The following is an 18,582-nucleotide window of genomic DNA, read 5'->3' as shown; positions in this document are numbered from 1 at the left end:
CCAACATGAATAGTAACGATCGTCCGCTTAGCTATCTAAGCGTTGCCGATTACGACTATGAGCTACCGGACGGTTTGATCGCTCGTTACCCTCTAGCTGAGCGCTCCGCTTCTAAACTACTGCATCTAACTTCTACTGGTCAGATCGATGATCATCTGTTTACTACGCTACCCTCGCTACTCAGTGCTGGCGACTTGGTAGTATTCAACGATACCAAGGTGATGAAAGCGCGACTGTTTGGTAATAAAGACACCGGCGGGCGTGTTGAAGTACTCATCGAGCGTCTGATAGATAGCTCAAATAATCCTAGTATTCATACCAGTACTGATACTGACAATTTTGGGCTTGATGCTAATTTGCTGTCTAGCCATCAAAATATAGCGCTTTGTCATGTTAAAGCCAGTAAAGCTCCCAAGCTTGGGCAACAGTTGTGGTTGGCTGAGGGTCAAATGAGTTGTCAGATGATCGGCCGACAAGACAATTTGTTTATTCTAGCTTTTGATGCGCCTATACTTCCTGATCTAGAGCGTTATGGCGAGCTACCGATCCCGCCTTATTTTGAGCGTCATGCAGACGCCACTGACAACATTCGCTATCAAACGGTGTTTCACAATCCTGCCAAACTTGCCAGCGTAGCTGCGCCTACTGCCAGCCTACATTTTGATGAGAACGTATTAACGGCGTTAACTGACCGCAGCATTAATACCGCTTTTGTCACTTTACACGTGGGCGCAGGTACCTTTGCGCCAGTAAAAACTGATAATCTACTCAACCATACTATGCATAGCGAATACGCGCACCTGCCGCAGTCAACGGCAGATCTTATCAATCAAACTCACGCTCAGGGCAATAAAGTCATTGCTGTTGGCACAACTGTTGCACGTGTATTAGAGACAGCCTATCAAAAAACAGCACATGATGGGCCATTGTCCTTAGCCACTTGGTCAGGGGATACCGATATTTTTATCTATCCTGGGTTTGAATTTGGGGTTATTGATCGCCTGATTACTAACTTTCATCTTCCTAAATCCACCCTGCTGATGCTAGTTTCTGCTTTTGCAGGTAAGACCGCTATTGAGCAAGCTTATCAGCACGCCATCGATAGTCGATATCGTTTTTTCAGCTACGGTGATGCAATGCTGTTAGATAAGAAAACATCTTAATAGCAGTGAGTTTTGACTAGCAGCTTTATCAGGTGGCACTTAGATAGGATTACTTGTGGTTATCAACCGTTACTCCCATACGTCACTATAAAAGGGCTGCGCATGTCTTGGCATTTACCTCATCGATTGACCCGTATTCATCAGGCTGTCTCAATCACCCTACTTTGCTCAGTTGGTTCTACGATATTACTACCTGTTGCACAAGCCGCTACTTTGGGTAAAACGGTGATTACCTCAGCTCAGCATGAACCACTAGCTGCGAGTATTAGCGTCTCTAATATCAATGCTGCAGATTTTGTAGCCAATATTGCCAGCCCCGCAATTTATCAGCAAATGGGACTGACGCCAACTGCCTCTATGTCAGTACGCTTCGTAGCGACTTCTGCAACGACAGGGCAAGTACTTATTAGTACCTCACAGCCCGTATCTATGCCGTTTGCAGATGTGGTTTTGGCTGTCAATGACAATGGCCAACGTAATATGGTACCCAAAACCCTACTTATGCCATTAGGTGGTGATACTACCATTAAACAGTCCAATCGCGTTATTGCAGGCGCGCAGCAACCAAACTTACCGCTAGTAACCGATGTTGTTGCTACCCCTTTAGCTGTCAAAAAGGGCGCACCTCCACCATTGATGAACACAGCGCGTATTCAAGCACCACTACAAATGCAAGCTTTGAATACACCTAAGATTGCAGCTGATAACACATTACCAGCGATGATTGTTACTGCCTCACCATCGTTGAAAATGTCGCCAGCTGCAGACATGCCAAACCTGACGGCTAGTACCAAGCAAGCTGACGCTATAGTTACTGGTAATATTACCAATACTAAGCAAGCGAACCTGGCAAAAGATAACGTAGTAGTATCAGACAGTAGCGCTAGAACTAATAAAGCCTTAAATACTAGTACTACAGATAGACAATTAGATATTTTAAATATTCAAGTGACCCGCCAAATTCAGCTCAACAGCACTCCTCAGAATGCGCCTACCAATCAAACGCCAACGATTATGGCTGCTGATAATGAGCTACAAGACAATATTCTTCAAAACAACATTCCTCAAGAGAATGCAAACGTAGCTGCACAGCCGACAACTCAGCCCTCTACTATACCGTCATCTACCGCACAGCCGATGGTAGCATCGAATCATACTAGCAGCTACACCGTGCAGCGTAACGATAACTTATGGATTATCTCTCAGCAGATTGCTAAGCAAAATAACATTGATGTACAGACAGTTATGGCTCAGATTAAAGCTCAAAATCCAGAAGCTTTTATCTCACAAGACGCTGATCTGTTAAAGGCTGACGCTAAGCTTAATCTACCCAGTTACGAGGTAGTACCTTCACAGCAGAACCTGCAAACCGCTATTGCAGCACAAAGACAATATTACGTACAGTCTAATTCGTCCAAACCTCACAAAAATAAGAAAAAACTACCTGCTCCAAAAGATGCAGAAGATGCTCAAACTGTAGCCTCTAAACCACTATCTGCAGCAGCAAAACCCTTAGCCCAGCGTCGTGACAAGCCAACAAGAACCGTTACCAAGACTTTGCCCCAAGCGCAGTTTTCTGTTATTGCTCCAGGTCGTAATGGTAGTGCCGATGGTACCCAAAGCGAAGCTGGCGCAGCTACTGGCAATGGGCTAAACACTGATATCTTAGCCACACTCAATTCAGCGCGGCAACGTACCGCTGATCAGGCCAAACGAGTAACCACAGCAAGTAGTGCTCTTGGTAAATACACCAAAAGATTACAATTACAAAACCAAAAACTTGCGGATCTGCAAGCTCGTTTAAAAAAACTACGCAACCAATAATTAATAACGGCCTCGCTGTTCAGCATTAGCCGCTGCAAACAGTACTTGTAGGCTTAGGAGGATTTATGAGCAATATTTTATATATCATTATCGGTTTAGTGGTCGTCGTCTTAGTCGTCGTACTGGTGTTACGTAACAGTAAAGCGAAAAACGCGCCCGCCCAGCCTGTTAAGCCCGCTCGTACGGCAGCGGTTGCCAATACGGCTACAAAATCGCAAACTGTAAGTGCCGAGCAAAATGCGACTAAGTTTGATCCGCTAACCGTGGCACAGCGCTTTATAGATCAACAACGCTATGATAAAGCAATTGAGACCCTGGAACGTGGTTTAGAAAAGCAGCCTCAAGACGCCACGCTGCTGCTTAAATTGCTAAATATTTATGCCATCACTGATCAGACTGATGATTTTGATAAGATTTATAGTGCTATCAAAAATAATGGCGATGCTGCAACTATCAATGATGCCGATCAGCTTAAAGCTTTATTAGAGCAAGAACAAACCCACAGCCAACCGGTACAATCTGAGACTGCTACCGACTCTAGTTTTGATGGTCTTGATTTTGATTTATCTACTGCCCAAACTGCGACCGAACATAAGCCAACTCAAACTGAAAATGATTTAGACCACAACCTAGTTGATTTAGAATCAAAAAACACCCCTGCACCGTCAGTACCAGAAGCCAACAACGATTTCGTCATCGACATTAGTGCTGATGACGATTTTGATCTGACTTTAGACGATTTAGAATCTACAGATACAGATGGACAAGTTGACACCTCAACTCCAGTAACCACTACTGATAACAATGATAACGAGCTAAGTTTCGAAGATAATAGCGACGACGAAGCTAAGACTCGCAAAAACTTAAATGTAGACGATGACTTTACACTTAGCTTCGATGATCTGTCTCAAGACTTAGAAGTTCAAGAAGTTCAAGAAGTTCAAGAAGTTCAAGAGACTATCGAACCAGAAAACCATGAGGACTTTGCATTATTACTAGAAGAAGACAGTACAGCGCTTGAAAGTAGTACAGCTGACTTTGATTCTACGTTGATTGACGAAAATGAAGACGATGTTCAATCAGAAGACAATACTCAGTTAAGTGATAGTATTTCGCTAGAGAGTAATACAGCAGATAGCTTTGACAACAATTTATTGTCACTTGATGAGCTAAATGTCGACAATGAGTTAACGATTGAAGACGATACTCAATCAACATTAAATGATGAAGCTTCTAACGTAGCATACCTTGATGAAAATGATGGCGAAAATACTGATACTGTTAGGCCTACAATTGACACCACCGCTGACAATACAATAGCTGAGCATGCGCCAGTAGCTGATGAGTTTGAAACGGATACATCGTTCACTGCATCGACTGCTATCACGACTGTAGACGATGCAGATGATTTCAAATTTATCGATGAAGATCGCAGCGGCTCAAACGATCAGAACGCTAATGATCAAAGTTTAGTGGCGACGCCTACTGAAGATTTTGCCGCACAATTTGCCGCAGACTTTGATTTTGTGAATACTTTAGATGCCAATCAAGTAACTTTAGATTTAGCTGGTCAATATTTAGAGTTAGGAGAGTATGACAGCGCTGCACGTCTACTTAGTGAGGTGATCGCCGAAGGCAGCAGCGAACAACAAGACCAAGCTCAAGAAATGCTGGCGCGTACCGCCTAATATAGAGGCTTAGTTGCAAGCTGAACTAACCAAAAACGATAGCTTAATGTTACCCTCGTCACTTTTATTTTCAACTGACTATAACAAGCATCTTATAAAAATAGGATGCTTGTTTTTATTTTACGTTTCCATTTTATGGTTTATCCTTTATATTACCTCTACTTATTTATCCTTATTACGGTAATGTCATGCCTTCATCTACAGCTCCATTGAATTCTTCATCTCATGGTATTCAGCTTGTCTATGCTGGGGGTACTTTTGGGAGTTATGGTCGTCCTCTAGCGCCTTTAGATGCCGACGTATTTTTGCCGATGATAGAGACGCTACTTACTGAGCAAAAAATAACAGCTCTTTTGCCAGCAATCTCGTGGCTGAGTAATACTTTAATCAAGGATAGCAGCCAGCTAACACCAAAAGACTTCGTGCATTTTTACGATCTATTATTAGAGGCGTATAAACAAGGTCACCGGCAATTTATAGTAATTACTGGAACCGATACCTTGAGTTATTTGGGGGCGTTTTTAGCAGAAGCCTTTGCTGGATCTGATATCTGTATCATCGTCACTGGTAGTATGCGGCCCTTATTAGACAGTGACAATCTGCATACCTACACTGTCGATGACAGTAGCGATGCTTGGGACAATCTAAGCGAGTCGCTACGCCTTGCTGCTGCTGGAGAGTCTGGGGTTAAGATAAGTTTTGGTGGTGAATCATGGCCTGCTCAAACAGTGCAAAAGATACATAGCCACGACTTTATGGCCTTTACTGGTCATTCACGTGCAGGCTACCCTAATAATAGCTACGCAAAATCATTATCTGATACTCGCCGCCAGCATTGGATTGATGATCAACTAACTGTCAAAGATAGTATTCAGCAACGTGCCAAACAGACAAATATTCATGCTATATACTGCCTGCCTAATAACCCTGAGGTACTAGCCATACAGTTGAATGCGCTATTAGAGCAACCGCCTTGCGGAGTGATTTTGTTAGGATTTGGTGCCGGTAACGTCCCCTATTCAACAGCGCTCGTCAAAGCTTTGCAGCAAGCTTACGCACAAGGACATATAGTAGTATGTGCCAGTCAGTGTCCATTCGGCGGCGTTAGTAGTAGCTATGCTGCAGGTAGCTGGCAGTATGACTATCATGTTATCGCAGGCGGGCGCTTAACTGTTTCGGCTATTTATGCACGGCTATTGTGGCTGCTGCTACGCTACGATACCCCAGCGCGAAGGCGGCAACGTTGGACGCATAGCGTCAATCAGCTCGGTACTACGTTAAATAAATAACTAAAAATCATCAATATAAACTATCGAACAAAAGCTAACCATTGTTTCCAGTCATTTTGAGCGTTTTATGAAAGTCGAACAACCAAGTTATACGTTGGCCATTGCGATTGAATTCTTAGGAACACATTACCGCGGCTGGCAACGTCAAAAAGAAGTATTAGGGGTACAAGAAGCTTTAGAGAAAGCTATCAGTAAAGTCGCCGATGAGCCTGTAGAAGTAGTCGCGGCTGGTCGTACCGATGCAGGCGTTCATGCTAGTAATATGATCGCCCACTTTGTGACCCAAGCTTATCGTCCGTCCCTTAACTGGCTACGCGGTATCAATAGCCTGTTGCCTGATGATATTGCTCTGCGCTGGGTGCAGCCTATGCCAGCAGAATTCCATGCACGCTTTAGCGCTATTGCGCGCCGTTATCGTTATATTACCCTAAACCAAACGCCCCGCCCTGCCATATTAAATCATCAAGTGACCCATATTCATAAGCCCTTAGATTTATCAAGTATGCAGCGTGCGGCTACTGATATTGTGGGTACTCATGATTTTAGCAGTTATCGCGCTGCAGCTTGTCAATCTAATCAGCCGATACGTACAGTTAGCCGCGCTGATCTCTTTGCTCATGGATCATTTATCGTTTTTGATATTCAAGCGGACGGTTTTTTGCATCATATGGTGCGTAATTTGATGGGTACTTTGTATGCTATCGGTCATCATGAGCTAGAGCCTGAAGACTTTCTAAATATTTTAGCGCAAAAAGATCGTACTATTGCACCTCCTACTGCCTCAGGCGACGGTTTATACTTTATTAATGCCTATTACCCAAAGGCTTACCAGCAGTTACTACCTAATATGCCATTGACCCCTGTTTGGCTAAATTTACCGGACTAATATAGCGAATCGTCATACACAAACGCTTACACGCTGTCAAGTAAAAACTCGGTTTTGTATTGCTTTAATAGCCAAACTTACGTATAATATGGGCTTATTTTTCATTGATTGATATAAATTATGGCTAAAGACGATATTATTGAATTTGAAGGCGAAGTCATTGACACCCTTCCAAATACTTTATTCAAAGTTCGTTTAGAGAACGGACATGAAATCATTGCTCATATCTCAGGTAAGATGCGTAAGCACTATATTCGTATTTTGACAGGTGATAAAGTAAAGGTAGAGATGACCCCTTATGACTTAAGTAAAGGTCGTATTACTTACCGTGGTAAGACTTAATTGCTAACTCGACTTTTAAGCAGTCTACGTGGCTTAACAGTTATGCAAATCTAAACCATTGAGCCTACTTAGTTAAATAAGTTGCAAGACTGACAATCTTTTTAGATACGATCACCTAAAAAGTAGCTTATGCTAGATCATAATAATAAATAAAAAGCTTAATGACTTATTGATATTTATTTTGTATCTACGATTTGAACGTCATAACGTCTCTTATACCATTACCCTTTTTGTCCCCGTCTCTCTGTATCTACAAAAATACCGCTAATTATCAGCGGTATTTTTGTATTTGGATGCTGGTAATATTTATTGTTAAAAGTTGTCCAATCTATATACAACTTATGCTTTACTAGCAGCGCTTTATACATATCTAAATACTACAAAACAGTTATTTAAATTCTACTGTCGCATCATCTTTGATAGTACCCAATAAAGCTAACGCGTCCCAGTTGGTCAATCGTACGCATCCTGAAGAAGCTTGTCTGCTAATGCGCGCTGGATCTGGTGAACCATGGATACCATACGAAGGTTTACTAAGTCCTATCCACACCACGCCTACTGGATTATTAGGTCCCGTTGGTATAATGAGCTGGTTACCATCATCACCTGTGTAGGTATAATTAGGGTTATGGACTTTGACCTCGACCTTATGAGTGCCTGAAGGCGATGGAGTTGCAGTACTACCTACTGTGGTTGGATAACTAGCAACTAAATTGTTTTTATCATCATAGGCATATAAGGTTTCAGTTGCCTTATCAGCGATTACTCGGCTGACCTGTTTAATATTTGGGTTGCCTGGATTATAGACAGTAATAGTCTCTCCAGCTCTAAATTTAGCGTTTGGGTTGAGCGCTTTTAAGTATTTTTCACTTATGTGAAACTTTTCTGCCAATGCTTCAGGAACGCTTTCATAGTACATACCATCAAGCTTAGATTTGGCTTCTGCACTGGCCGGAATGGTCGTAGTTTTTACGTTTACATCAGCGTCAGTGAGTGTATAGTTGACCAGTACTGGCTGCATCATAAGCTTATTATTTTTGGTCAAAGCTTCCCATGTCTTAGTATTGAGTTGATCCGTAACGCTCAAACCCTGCGCTTTTTGGAAAGCTTGCATCGCTTTACGAGTGTTTTTACCCCAGTACCCATCAACTGGCCCGACGCCGTTGTGATGCCAGTTGAGCAGTGCTTGTAGTTTGGTTCCGGTATTACGATCAATATCGCTACCTTGTGACCAATTAGAGTCATTGACTTTTTGAGCCGTTTTAGAGAGATCCTTAGTATTGTACTCGATGGTTGGTAACAGCTTATTAAGTACGTCTGCTGTCTTGACGTCACGAGTAATTTTTTGACTGACGCCGTTAGTGACGGGACTAACATCTGTAGTATTAGCTGTTGTTGTGCTGGCAGTAGTATTGTTACTAGCCGTATTTTTATTGGTAGAGCTGTTATTAATTGTGTTACTACCATTAGCCGTTTCAGCAATACTAGGGTTCATAAGTAGCGTAACGGATACAGCCATTACTGTCATAGCGGTAGTTGTCTTCATTGATAATGACATATGCTTCCTCAATTTTTAATCAATATATTTTAAATAGGGTTACTTTTCTGTATTTCTCGAACCTACTATTATTTTATTTTCGTGTAACTAACACTAAATAATATTTCTATTTAGTATCTATTATACATCAAAATGTCACAAAAATTTCTTCACTGTAACATATTTATATCAACAGATGACTATTCTCATAACTATATAATAGAACATTAGTCAGCTTTGAATTTCTACTGAGTTATGTTATCGAACTTTAGGACAACCACGAAAAAACCCATAAGCTATATAACAGCTTATGGGTTCATTTTAATTACAATCAAATTATTTAGCTTTATAAAAACGACAAATATCGATAAAAGACTATAATGAATTTAGACTAATTTAGCCAATACCGCTTCACCCATCTGTTTGCAGCCTACTTGTGTAAGGTTAGTTTCGCTACCGTCCTCTTTACTCTCTAGGATATCAAGCGTACGTAGTCCGTCATCAAGTACAGCGCTAACCGCTTGTTCAATCGCTTGCGCTGCTTGCTCTTGTTTAAAGGTATAGCGCAGCATCATCGCTATAGAAAGAATAGTCGCTAGTGGGTTGGCTTTATCCTGCCCTGCAATGTCGGGTGCTGAACCATGACAGGGCTCATACATACCCTTGCCATCTTCATCAAGGCTTGCCGAGGGTAACATACCGATAGAGCCTGTTAGCATAGCTGCCTCATCAGATAAGATATCACCAAACATATTACCTGTTACCATGACGTCAAACTGCTTCGGGTCTTTAATCAGCTGCATACAAGCATTATCAGCATACATATGGGACAGCGCCACATCACTATAATCCGCTTGCTGCATCTCTATTATCGTCTGTTTCCAAAGTTCAGTCACTTCTAAGACATTAGCTTTATCTACCGAACAGACTTTAGCAGCATTACCCGACGCTTGAGCACGAGTGCGTGCTAATTCAAAAGCTACTTTACCAATACGCTTGATCTCACTCGTGCTGTACACCATCGTGTTGTAACCCTGCTGCTCACCATTCTCCAGAGTGCGTATACCGCGCGGTTCGCCAAAATAGATACCACCAGTAAGCTCACGAACAATGAGCAAATCTAAACCTGAGATAATCTCAGACTTAATGCTTGAAGCATTGGCCAGTTGCGGATAGAGCTTTGCCACACGCAGGTTGGCGAACAACCCAAGCTCACTACGAATTTTGAGCAGACCGCGTTCAGGTCGTTTACTGCGCTCAATATTGTCCCATTTAGGACCGCCCACTGCTCCTAATAACACAGCATCAGCAGCCCGAGCACGCTTAAGCGTATCTTCTGGTAGTGGCTCGCCAGTTGCATCGATAGCAGCGCCGCCAATTAAACCCGATTCAAGAGTCAAACTTAAGTTAAATTTCTCGTTAACCGCGTTTAAAATGTCAATAGCTTGAGCCATGATTTCAGGACCAATACCATCACCTGCTAATGTCAATATCGTTGCCATACTTGTCCTTGTAAATGAGATAGGAATGAGTTTTCCGGTTTATACACACTATATTGGCTACTTACCTTTCGATATAGTAGCCAATATCTATATTTAATAACTTTAAATTTGGTGGTATTAAAAGTGAAGCTTTTAAACCTTGTATTTAAGTCTCAACAATTAACTTTCAGTGGCATCTAGTTGATCAGCTAGACTGATTTCTACGAATTCGCCTTGACTCTCTGTACTTATCTGTTTACAAAAGCGGCGTTTAATATCAGAGCCTTGAAGCAGATCAATACATAAAGGGTTGGGCGAAGCGGTTTCTAATAAGCTTGCTGGGTCTTGAGTCGATTTTTGGCGATAAGCTCGTAGTTGATAGATACCAGGTTCCATAAACTCGTGGATAATAGCAAAGCGCTCTACGTAACTAACATTGTTTTCAGGATAAAAGTTCACGTGTACTTCACGTTTTGCAGGTTTGACACGAGCGTAGTAATTAATCATATCAGGCATACCAGAAGCTGATAAAGGTACGACTTTCACAGATTGTTTATTCTTTAAAGGCTCAATTGTCCCATCATCTATATCGATGTCGGTATTTGATATGAATGACAACATAGCAGGATCTGCTGGCATGTGATCTGGGTCTATAACTTGAGTTTGATCAATTTGAGCAATTTCACAGTGATAAGTACCTACACAAGTAATATTTACTTCATCAGCAATAGGATTGACTGCGCCTGCCCACGCTTCAGCATTTTTCGCTATGTCTATTTGATTATAGCCCTTTAGCGCTTGACAACCCGACGATAGTAAACTTATAGCTAAAATCGTACTGGTTAATACAACATAACGTTCTTTATTCATAAGGACGGCTACTATTCATGTCAATAACAAACTACCTCTTATTCTAGCTATTTAGTTACGTTAATACAACGTTGTATTAGCAAATGCTTTACTTTATAACTATTATAACACTAATTATCTAAAAGTTAGGTGTCATCAAATACTTAACTGAGATCAAAATTTATGCACGTACCTCATTAAATATCCAAGGCGTCTTTTGCATCATTCTATGTTCGTACTCTTTGATAGCATCACTTTGTTGCAGGGTTAAACCGATATCATCAAGACCATTTAGTAAACAATGCTTGCGAAAGGCGTCAACTTCAAAAGCGTACTCTTCACCCGAAGGCGTAATCACTACCTGACGTTCAAGATCAGCGCTAAGTTCATAGCCTTCATTGTTTAGCGTCGCACTCATTAGTTTATCAACAATCGCTTCGTCTAACACGATAGGAAGCATACCATTTTTGAAGCAATTATTATAAAAAATATCAGCAAAGCTGGGAGCGATTATCGTACGAAAGCCGTATTCTGATAGTGCCCAAGGCGCATGCTCTCGGCTGGAGCCACAACCGAAGTTTTTACGGGCAAGAAGTATGGTAGCTCCTTGATAGCGCGGTTCATTCAAAACAAAATCTGGATTGATAGGCCGTTTGCTATTATCCTGACCAGGATAACCTTCGTCAAGGTAACGCCATTTATCAAATAAATTCACTCCAAAGCCAGTACGCTTAATAGATTTTAAAAACTGTTTAGGAATAATTTGATCGGTATCAACGTTTGAGCGATCAAGCGGACAGACGATACCAGTTTGGGTATTATAAGCTTGCATAAGTTTTCCTTAAAACTATATTTTTTATCAAAAATAAGGTAATAACCGTTACTAATTAATCACTACCTCTATCATTAATCATTAAAAAGTACGGACATCAACAAAATGACCGGCCAATGCAGCAGCAGCAGCCATTGCAGGACTTACTAAATGCGTGCGCCCACCGGTACCTTGACGACCCTCAAAATTACGATTGGACGTTGAGGCACAGTGCTCCTCAGGCTCAAGCTTATCGGCATTCATGGCCAAACACATAGAACAGCCAGGCTCACGCCACTCAAATCCTGCCTCAGTAAACAAAGAATCCAAACCTTCGGCCTCAGCTTGTAGTTTTACCTGTCCGGAGCCTGCCACGACAATAGCCTCTTTAATGTTTGCAGCTACCTTACGGCCTTTAATAACTGCTGCCGCCTCGCGTAGATCTTCGATGCGCGAATTGGTACAGGACCCAATAAACACCCGATCCAGCTGAATATCAGTAATAGGTTGCCCTGCTTTCAACCCCATATAAGTATAAGCTCGCAGCCAGCCCTCTTGCTGAGTCTCATCATTGGCTTGATCAGGCGTTGGTACCGACTGAGTGATATCGACCACCATCTCAGGCGAGGTACCCCAAGACACTTGCGGCGCGATTTGGCTACCATCAATCTCAATTACGGTATCGAATAGCGCATCATCATCTGAATAAAAGGTGCGCCAATACGTTTCTGCCTGCTTCCATTGCTCGTCGGTTGGCGCGTAAGGACGGCCTTTGACATAATCAATGGTTATATCATCAACGGCGACCATACCCACACGTGCGCCTGCTTCAATAGCCATGTTACAGACGGTCATGCGACCCTCCATACTCATCTCTTCAAATACTTGTCCTGCAAATTCAATGGCATGGCCGGTACCGCCAGCAGTGCCGATCTTGGCAATGATAGCAAGCACTACGTCTTTTGGCGTCACACCAGCTCCAAGCTTACCATTGACCCGAATTTGCATGTTTTTCATTTTTTTGGTGATCAAACACTGAGTTGCCAGCACATGCTCAACCTCAGAGGTACCAATACCATGCGCCAGACAACCAAGTGCTCCGTGCGTTGCGGTATGAGAATCACCGCAAACCACAGTCATACCTGGTAGTACTAAACCTTGTTCTGGACCGACCACATGCACGATACCTTGACGGTTATCATTAATAGTAAACTCTGCAATATCAAACTTTCTACAGTTCTCATCTAAAGTTAAAACCTGCAAGCGTGACACTTTATCCTCAATACCAGCAACGCCTTCTACACGCTCTTTGGTCACTGTGGGTACATTGTGATCTGGGGTTGCGATATTGGCAGACAAACGCCAAGGCTCTCTGTTTGCAAGCTCCAAACCCTCAAAAGCTTGTGGACTCGTTACTTCGTGTAGCAAATGACGGTCGATATAGATCAGGCTTGAGCCATCATCGCGCTTGGTAACTTCATGAGCATTCCAAAGTTTGTCGTATAACGTTTGACCAGTCATGGGACTATCCTTTATTTGTGGCTATCTGCTTAAGGTTTAGGTGTCTGCCTAACGAATAAAAGTTATATAAGCAGAACATCTAGATATCGAAGTATAGCTAATAGTTGATAATATTCTGTAGGTGATAGTGTTTTATTATAAAACTGATTTATTTAGGGGTTACAGAGTGAAAAATAGTAATTAGACGTAATAAAAGTGTTTTGATGTCTTGTGATTATAACAGCCTAATTCTATAATAATAATTGATGATTTTTATTGATCCGCAAACTTTTTTTTCTAATTTATTATGACTAGATATGCCAACTTTTATTTATAGCTGAATTTGTAGCTAAGGACACCAGTTTGAACACAACTAACTTGACCACGTTTGTGACCGTTATGCAGACCGGCAGCATCTCAAGCGCAGCAGAAAAACTATTTATTACTCAGCCTGCGGTCAGCAAACGTATTAAAAACTTAGAAGATGAGTTTAAAATAACGTTATTTGATACGGTAGGCCGCGGCATTGTACCGACTCAAGCAGCAAGTGAGATGCTACCTCATGCTAAGCGCTGGCTTGATGATTATGAAAACTTTAAAATAAATTTGCAACATTCTAAGCAGATCGTCTCAGGCAAACTGGTCATTGGTACCAGTCATCATATCGGTCTACATCACCTTGCACCAGTTCTAAAACACTTTATTCAAAGCTATCCTGCTGTACAGCTAGAAGTACACTTTGTGGACTCAGAAGAGGCACATAAAGCGGTGCTTGATGGCGATCTATCACTAGCGTTTTTGACCCTGCCTCCTGTGTATGACAAACGGCTGACTTATCACACTCTATGGTCAGACCCTCTGTATTTCATGACCGGCACTTTATCGCCCTTGGCTAAAAAGACCAACGTAACGCTCGAGCAACTAGCGCGCTACCCTGCTATTTTGCCGTCAGCTAATACTTTTACCAGTCAAATCACGCTGGCAGAATTTGCCAAACATAACCTTAAGCCTTATGCAACTATGAGTACCAACCCCCTTGAATCCATTCGGATGTTAGTATCTGTAGGACTTGGCTGGTCAGTGCTACCGCAAACTTTAATCAGTCAAGATTTAGAGCGTATTGATATGGCCAATAACGTTGAGCTACAGCGTTATTTAGGCGTGGTTATCAATCCAAAAATGACGCGCTCTAGCAGTGTCGAGGCATTGCTAGATCTACTGGCACCCATTGAATAACTACTTAACCCTAGTATAGATAAGAGTTTACACTAACGTTTTTTATAAAACGTATAATAAGCTTAGTTAGCTATTGTTATTTTCATACGTTATAATAAATGAAACGTTGTTCTATAACATAAATTTACCGTAGTTTACCACAAGTTATATACTGAATGGTGCAGGTAGGGTTATGCTAGTTAGTAAGTGCGATGGTTTTAGACGATTGATTTCAACAATAATCAATAAAGGTAGTGGACAAAACAAGTTTTTTATTTATTGTTTTATTAGTTATCTTTAGAAGTGTATTTTCTTAAATATTATCAATCATGTAGAACTAAGAGCAGATACTAATCATAATTGAAAAGCCATTATATATTAATGGCTTTTTTTGTCTGTAAACAACGTCTATAGATATCATCTATTGAAAATTATTTAACTACAATAGCCAACACTGTTGGATAAGGACAATTATTATGAACGGAGTATCTAGTGGCGTATTAGTATCGCTCGCCGCCTATTTTTTGATCATGATCGGTATTGGTGTTTATGCCTATTTTAAGCAAAATAATGATACCGAAGGCTATATGCTAGGAGGTCGTAGCTTAGGCCCTGCGGTAACAGCATTGTCAGCTGGTGCCTCCGATATGTCAGGTTGGTTATTACTTGGTTTGCCAGGTTATATGTATGCCGATGGGGTCGTTAGTATTTGGATTGCTCTGGGCCTGACCTTGGGTGCCTTATTGAATTATATTATCGTAGCGCCGCGTTTACGTGTCTATACTGAGGTCGCTGGTAATGCTATTACTCTGCCCGATTATTTTGCTAACCGTTTTGAAGACAAATCGCATATGCTACGGGTCATCTCAGCAATAGTTATTATCCTATTTTTTACGGTTTATACTGCAGCCAGCTTAGTTGGCGGTGGTAAGCTCTTTGAGAGTTCACTAAATCTTTCTTATAGTACAGGTCTGTGGGTCACTGCTGGTGTGGTTGTCGCCTATACTTTATTCGGTGGGTTTTTAGCCGTGTCTATGACGGACTTTGTGCAAGGCGTTATCATGCTGTTTGCGTTAGTAATCGTTCCTGTCGTTGCTTTTACCGATCTGGGCGGTGTCTCTGACGTGACTACCGCTGTAAGGAACATTGATCCAAACCTGATGAATATCTTTAGTGGCATGACGTTTATTGGTATCGTCTCACTAATGGCATGGGGTCTTGGCTATTTCGGTCAGCCGCATATCATCGTACGTTTTATGGCTATACGTTCAGTTAAAGACGTTCCTACTGCACGTAATATTGGTATGAGCTGGATGGTCGTCAGTCTGATCGGCTCATTGATGACCGGTTTTGCGGGTCGCGCTTATGTACAAAAGACAGCCATGACTTTGGACGATCCTGAAACTATTTTCTTAGTATTTACGCAGTTCTTATTCACGCCGCTAGTTTCAGGGTTTTTATTAGCCGCTATTTTAGCTGCGATTATGAGTACGATCTCATCACAGCTATTAGTAGTATCAAGCTCACTAACCAAAGATATCTATAAATTGTTTTTAGATAAAGAGGCACCTGAATCTCGCCAAGTATTGGTCGGCCGTGCCTCAGTAATATTAGTTGCAGTAGTAGCCATTTTGCTTGCCTCTGATCCAGACAGCTCAGTGTTAACGCTAGTATCTAATGCTTGGGCAGGCTTCGGTGCTGCCTTTGGGCCTTTGGTTATCTTTAGTTTAGTATGGCGCGGTATGAACCGTAACGGCGCTGTTGCTGGCATGGTTATTGGTGCTTTGACGGTGATTCTTTGGATCTATGGTCCGTTTGAGATGAATGGTGTGGCACTTAATAGCTGGTTATATGCCATCGTTCCAGGCTTTATTTTAAGTACCATTGCCATCTTTGTAGTCAGTAAAATGACAGGTGGTCCAAGACCTTCGGTCTCAGCGAAGTTCAAAGAGATGGAGCTTAACTTAAATCCCTAAAATAAATAGTAACTCTTAAGATAAACAGCTTATTAAATCACAGCTAACCTCTCTACTATCATAAGTAGAGGGGTTTTTTGATGTCTATAGCAGACAATTAAAGACATCTAAGCGTATATTAATAAGCTTTTATAGCTTGTTTTTTTAATCTATCTACAACCTTTTTACTGTACATAAAAAAGCGACCCACTATGGATCGCTTCTCTAATTAATACAAGTCAGATAATTAGGATGTTATTTATCCTGATAAGAGAGCTTCACACCAAAAATATAACCATCATTATCTTCGAAATCAGCGACGATTTTACCACTAGGCAAGCGTCCTTGAGCATCGCCGAACCACAGATATTTACCGCCCGCTGATACTGCCCAGTTTTCGGTCACATCGTATTTGGCACCAAGACCCGCGCTATAGTAGCCTTCGATAGGTCCTAATGAAGTGGTTGGATCACCCGCGCCGCTATCCCAGCCGACAGTGCCACTCACCGCCAGTGCTGGCGCTAAACGCTTGGCAAGACCTAATTCTACCTGCCATTGATCATCGTCATAATCAACCAAGTTTAAACCATCAGGACCAAAACTACGTTGACTCACTTCGTTATATAGTGGCGGCGTGATTTTAAAATCGCCCCAAGGTACCCAGCGTACTCTTGCAGTAGCTAGTGTCGTTGGGTTGATTCCCGTCTGGAAATCAAAGTTTACGGATTCAGGAGTGGTAATCTCCATATTACTGCTTCGATTAGCTGCAGCTGGATCTCCAGCCAAAACACCGGCCAACGGATAGTTTTCAGCGATGTTCATATTATGATCGATCTCAGAGCGATAGGTCAAAGCCGCTTTTAAGGCGATCTCAGGCTTACTATAGGCTAAACCTGCAATCCAACCATAGTCAGTATCAGGGCTGTTACGCGAGGTATAGCCGGTAGCAGGACCATAAGCCAGACCGCGTAACTTCACTTCAGACTCAATACGCTGAGCGACTGGACCACCGTAGACTTGGAAGTTTTTGTTGGGACCAAGCTTCATACCTAAAAGAGCGGTCACGCTATTACTACGCACTTCAACATTGGTACGTTCGCCAGCAGTATCAAACTCTGCTTGCGCAATACCGACTGCTGGCGCTAATCTCGCTAACGCGACTTGTTGTTCTGGTGTCAAAGTACCGCCTTCTCTAAGGATACCTTGAAGGGCATTAACTGTACCCTGTGCTTGAACAAAGCTAGTAACGCCAAGTGGTGATCCTGGACCAATAAGACCACCTGAGACAGCCGTAATAGCTTCATCACGATTGTCTCCATCTCGAGCCACAAAATTATTATCACCCGTATATTCAGCAGCCGCACCGAAAGGCTCATCATATAAAATACCAAAACTAAAAGTATCGTTGATATCAGCTTTTACCCCGTAACGGAAAAAGTCATAAGACTCAGCAATGTCGCCAGTGTCATCACCGTCGACATAAGTATTATCAGTTGGAACACGGTTTGCGCTGTCCTTACCACTAACATCAGCATCAATGTAAGTATAGACGGCTTCAGCATATAGCCCATCTTGGAAGAAGGCTGTGACATCCTGACCGGAACGATCAAGACCAGCAGCATTTGATAGACTAGCTATAGAAAGAGTAGCGATGGCTACGGTGAGCGTTTTTAAGTGAAAGGTAGTAGTGCGCATCTAGTTTCTCCAAACATCCTCATTGTTTTGCCGCTGTAATAACTGGTGATAGTAATAATGCCTATCTGCCAACTATTAAACGGCCTCCTAAGTTGAATAGTAATGACTTTTTCACACTAAAACAACAATTAAAATGCCTTATTTCTTAATTGTGACTGTGCAGTTCTTATATACATTTATACAGGTATAAATGATTTTGCAGCATTATTAGTTATTCAGAATCGATTACAATATCCTTATTGATAAAATTTTTGCTAGCCTTTAGTCGTATCCACAAAAAAGCGACCCAATAAGGATCGCTTTTTATAAATTAAACAACATAAAGGTTATTTAGTACTGCTATATCA

At 41.8% G+C, this 18,582-nt stretch carries 14 protein-coding genes; 8 read left to right on the top strand and 6 right to left on the bottom strand.

Annotated features, from left to right (window positions below; translation table 11 throughout):
- Window positions 1-5 precede the first annotated feature (5 nt).
- The 6 genes from queA to infA all read left to right on the top strand — a co-directional run bounded on the left by queA (window position 6) and on the right by infA (window position 7,192).
- Window positions 6-1,163 carry a tRNA preQ1(34) S-adenosylmethionine ribosyltransferase-isomerase QueA gene (gene queA / locus ACR63N_RS04615; RefSeq protein ID WP_367106219.1) on the top strand — a complete coding sequence of 386 codons (1,158 nt, stop codon included), beginning with the start codon at window positions 6-8 and terminating at the stop codon, window positions 1,161-1,163.
- A gap of 102 nt (window positions 1,164-1,265) precedes the next feature.
- On the top strand, window positions 1,266-2,987 hold the full coding sequence (locus ACR63N_RS04610) for a type IV pilus assembly protein FimV (RefSeq protein ID WP_367106181.1): 1,722 nt from the start codon (window positions 1,266-1,268) through the stop codon (window positions 2,985-2,987).
- 65 nt (window positions 2,988-3,052) lie between these two features.
- Window positions 3,053-4,675 carry a FimV/HubP family polar landmark protein gene (locus ACR63N_RS04605; protein WP_367106182.1) on the top strand — a complete coding sequence of 541 codons (1,623 nt, stop codon included), beginning with the start codon at window positions 3,053-3,055 and terminating at the stop codon, window positions 4,673-4,675.
- A 188-nt stretch (window positions 4,676-4,863) separates the two neighbouring features.
- Window positions 4,864-5,964, top strand: coding sequence for an asparaginase (locus ACR63N_RS04600; RefSeq protein WP_472782515.1), 1,101 nt, complete (start codon window positions 4,864-4,866; stop codon window positions 5,962-5,964).
- Window positions 5,965-6,031: 67 nt separating this feature from the next.
- Complete coding sequence (truA, locus tag ACR63N_RS04595; RefSeq protein WP_367106184.1) at window positions 6,032-6,850, top strand: tRNA pseudouridine(38-40) synthase TruA; 819 nt, start codon at window positions 6,032-6,034, stop codon at window positions 6,848-6,850.
- A 120-nt stretch (window positions 6,851-6,970) separates the two neighbouring features.
- Window positions 6,971-7,192, top strand: coding sequence for a translation initiation factor IF-1 (gene infA / locus ACR63N_RS04590; RefSeq protein ID WP_227674517.1), 222 nt, complete (start codon window positions 6,971-6,973; stop codon window positions 7,190-7,192).
- Window positions 7,193-7,580: 388 nt separating this feature from the next.
- Here infA and ACR63N_RS04585 read toward each other — a convergent pair whose 3' ends face one another.
- The 5 genes from ACR63N_RS04585 to leuC form a co-directional block, all read right to left on the bottom strand.
- Window positions 7,581-8,750: a L,D-transpeptidase family protein gene (locus tag ACR63N_RS04585; protein ID WP_367106185.1), complete on the bottom strand. Its 1,170-nt coding sequence runs from the start codon at window positions 8,748-8,750 to the stop codon at window positions 7,581-7,583.
- 365 nt (window positions 8,751-9,115) lie between these two features.
- The gene (gene leuB / locus ACR63N_RS04580; RefSeq protein WP_367106186.1) at window positions 9,116-10,231 is read right to left on the bottom strand and encodes a 3-isopropylmalate dehydrogenase; all 1,116 of its coding nucleotides are present in this window, start codon (window positions 10,229-10,231) and stop codon (window positions 9,116-9,118) included.
- 159 nt (window positions 10,232-10,390) lie between these two features.
- Window positions 10,391-11,080, bottom strand: a complete 690-nt coding sequence (locus ACR63N_RS04575; protein ID WP_367103624.1) for a hypothetical protein — start codon at window positions 11,078-11,080, stop codon at window positions 10,391-10,393.
- Between the two features lie 160 nt (window positions 11,081-11,240).
- A complete protein-coding gene (gene leuD, locus ACR63N_RS04570; protein ID WP_367106187.1) occupies window positions 11,241-11,891 on the bottom strand; it encodes a 3-isopropylmalate dehydratase small subunit in 651 nt (216 codons plus the stop codon).
- An 81-nt stretch (window positions 11,892-11,972) separates the two neighbouring features.
- Window positions 11,973-13,391: a 3-isopropylmalate dehydratase large subunit gene (gene leuC, locus ACR63N_RS04565; RefSeq protein WP_367103626.1), complete on the bottom strand. Its 1,419-nt coding sequence runs from the start codon at window positions 13,389-13,391 to the stop codon at window positions 11,973-11,975.
- Window positions 13,392-13,733: 342 nt separating this feature from the next.
- Here leuC and ACR63N_RS04560 point away from each other — a divergent pair, with 342 nt between their 5' ends.
- Window positions 13,734-14,606 carry a LysR family transcriptional regulator gene (locus tag ACR63N_RS04560; protein WP_367103627.1) on the top strand — a complete coding sequence of 291 codons (873 nt, stop codon included), beginning with the start codon at window positions 13,734-13,736 and terminating at the stop codon, window positions 14,604-14,606.
- 455 nt (window positions 14,607-15,061) lie between these two features.
- Window positions 15,062-16,561: a sodium/proline symporter PutP gene (gene putP, locus ACR63N_RS04555; protein ID WP_367103628.1), complete on the top strand. Its 1,500-nt coding sequence runs from the start codon at window positions 15,062-15,064 to the stop codon at window positions 16,559-16,561.
- Between the two features lie 234 nt (window positions 16,562-16,795).
- Here putP and ACR63N_RS04550 read toward each other — a convergent pair whose 3' ends face one another.
- Entirely contained in the window at window positions 16,796-18,235 is a 1,440-nt protein-coding gene (locus ACR63N_RS04550) for an outer membrane protein transport protein (protein WP_472782514.1), read from the bottom strand.
- Window positions 18,236-18,582 lie beyond the last annotated feature (347 nt).

The organism is Psychrobacter sp. M4 (assembly GCF_055699795.1).
Note: the sequence above shows the minus strand (reverse complement) of the source record. Positions and strands in the feature narration are given on the sequence as shown.

Bases quoted from the DNA above. Each gene is read 5' to 3' on its own strand.
- queA (WP_367106219.1), top strand. From the start codon at position 6: ATGAATAGTAACGATCGTCCGCTTAGCTATCTAAGCGTTGCCGATTAC.
- ACR63N_RS04610 (WP_367106181.1), top strand. From the start codon at position 1,266: ATGTCTTGGCATTTACCTCATCGATTGACCCGTATTCATCAGGCTGTC.
- ACR63N_RS04605 (WP_367106182.1), top strand. From the start codon at position 3,053: ATGAGCAATATTTTATATATCATTATCGGTTTAGTGGTCGTCGTCTTA.
- ACR63N_RS04600 (WP_472782515.1), top strand. From the start codon at position 4,864: ATGCCTTCATCTACAGCTCCATTGAATTCTTCATCTCATGGTATTCAG.
- truA (WP_367106184.1), top strand. From the start codon at position 6,032: ATGAAAGTCGAACAACCAAGTTATACGTTGGCCATTGCGATTGAATTC.
- infA (WP_227674517.1), top strand. From the start codon at position 6,971: ATGGCTAAAGACGATATTATTGAATTTGAAGGCGAAGTCATTGACACC.
- ACR63N_RS04585 (WP_367106185.1), bottom strand. From the start codon at position 8,750: ATGTCATTATCAATGAAGACAACTACCGCTATGACAGTAATGGCTGTA.
- leuB (WP_367106186.1), bottom strand. From the start codon at position 10,231: ATGGCAACGATATTGACATTAGCAGGTGATGGTATTGGTCCTGAAATC.
- ACR63N_RS04575 (WP_367103624.1), bottom strand. From the start codon at position 11,080: ATGAATAAAGAACGTTATGTTGTATTAACCAGTACGATTTTAGCTATA.
- leuD (WP_367106187.1), bottom strand. From the start codon at position 11,891: ATGCAAGCTTATAATACCCAAACTGGTATCGTCTGTCCGCTTGATCGC.
- leuC (WP_367103626.1), bottom strand. From the start codon at position 13,391: ATGACTGGTCAAACGTTATACGACAAACTTTGGAATGCTCATGAAGTT.
- putP (WP_367103628.1), top strand. From the start codon at position 15,062: ATGAACGGAGTATCTAGTGGCGTATTAGTATCGCTCGCCGCCTATTTT.
- ACR63N_RS04550 (WP_472782514.1), bottom strand. From the start codon at position 18,235: ATGCGCACTACTACCTTTCACTTAAAAACGCTCACCGTAGCCATCGCT.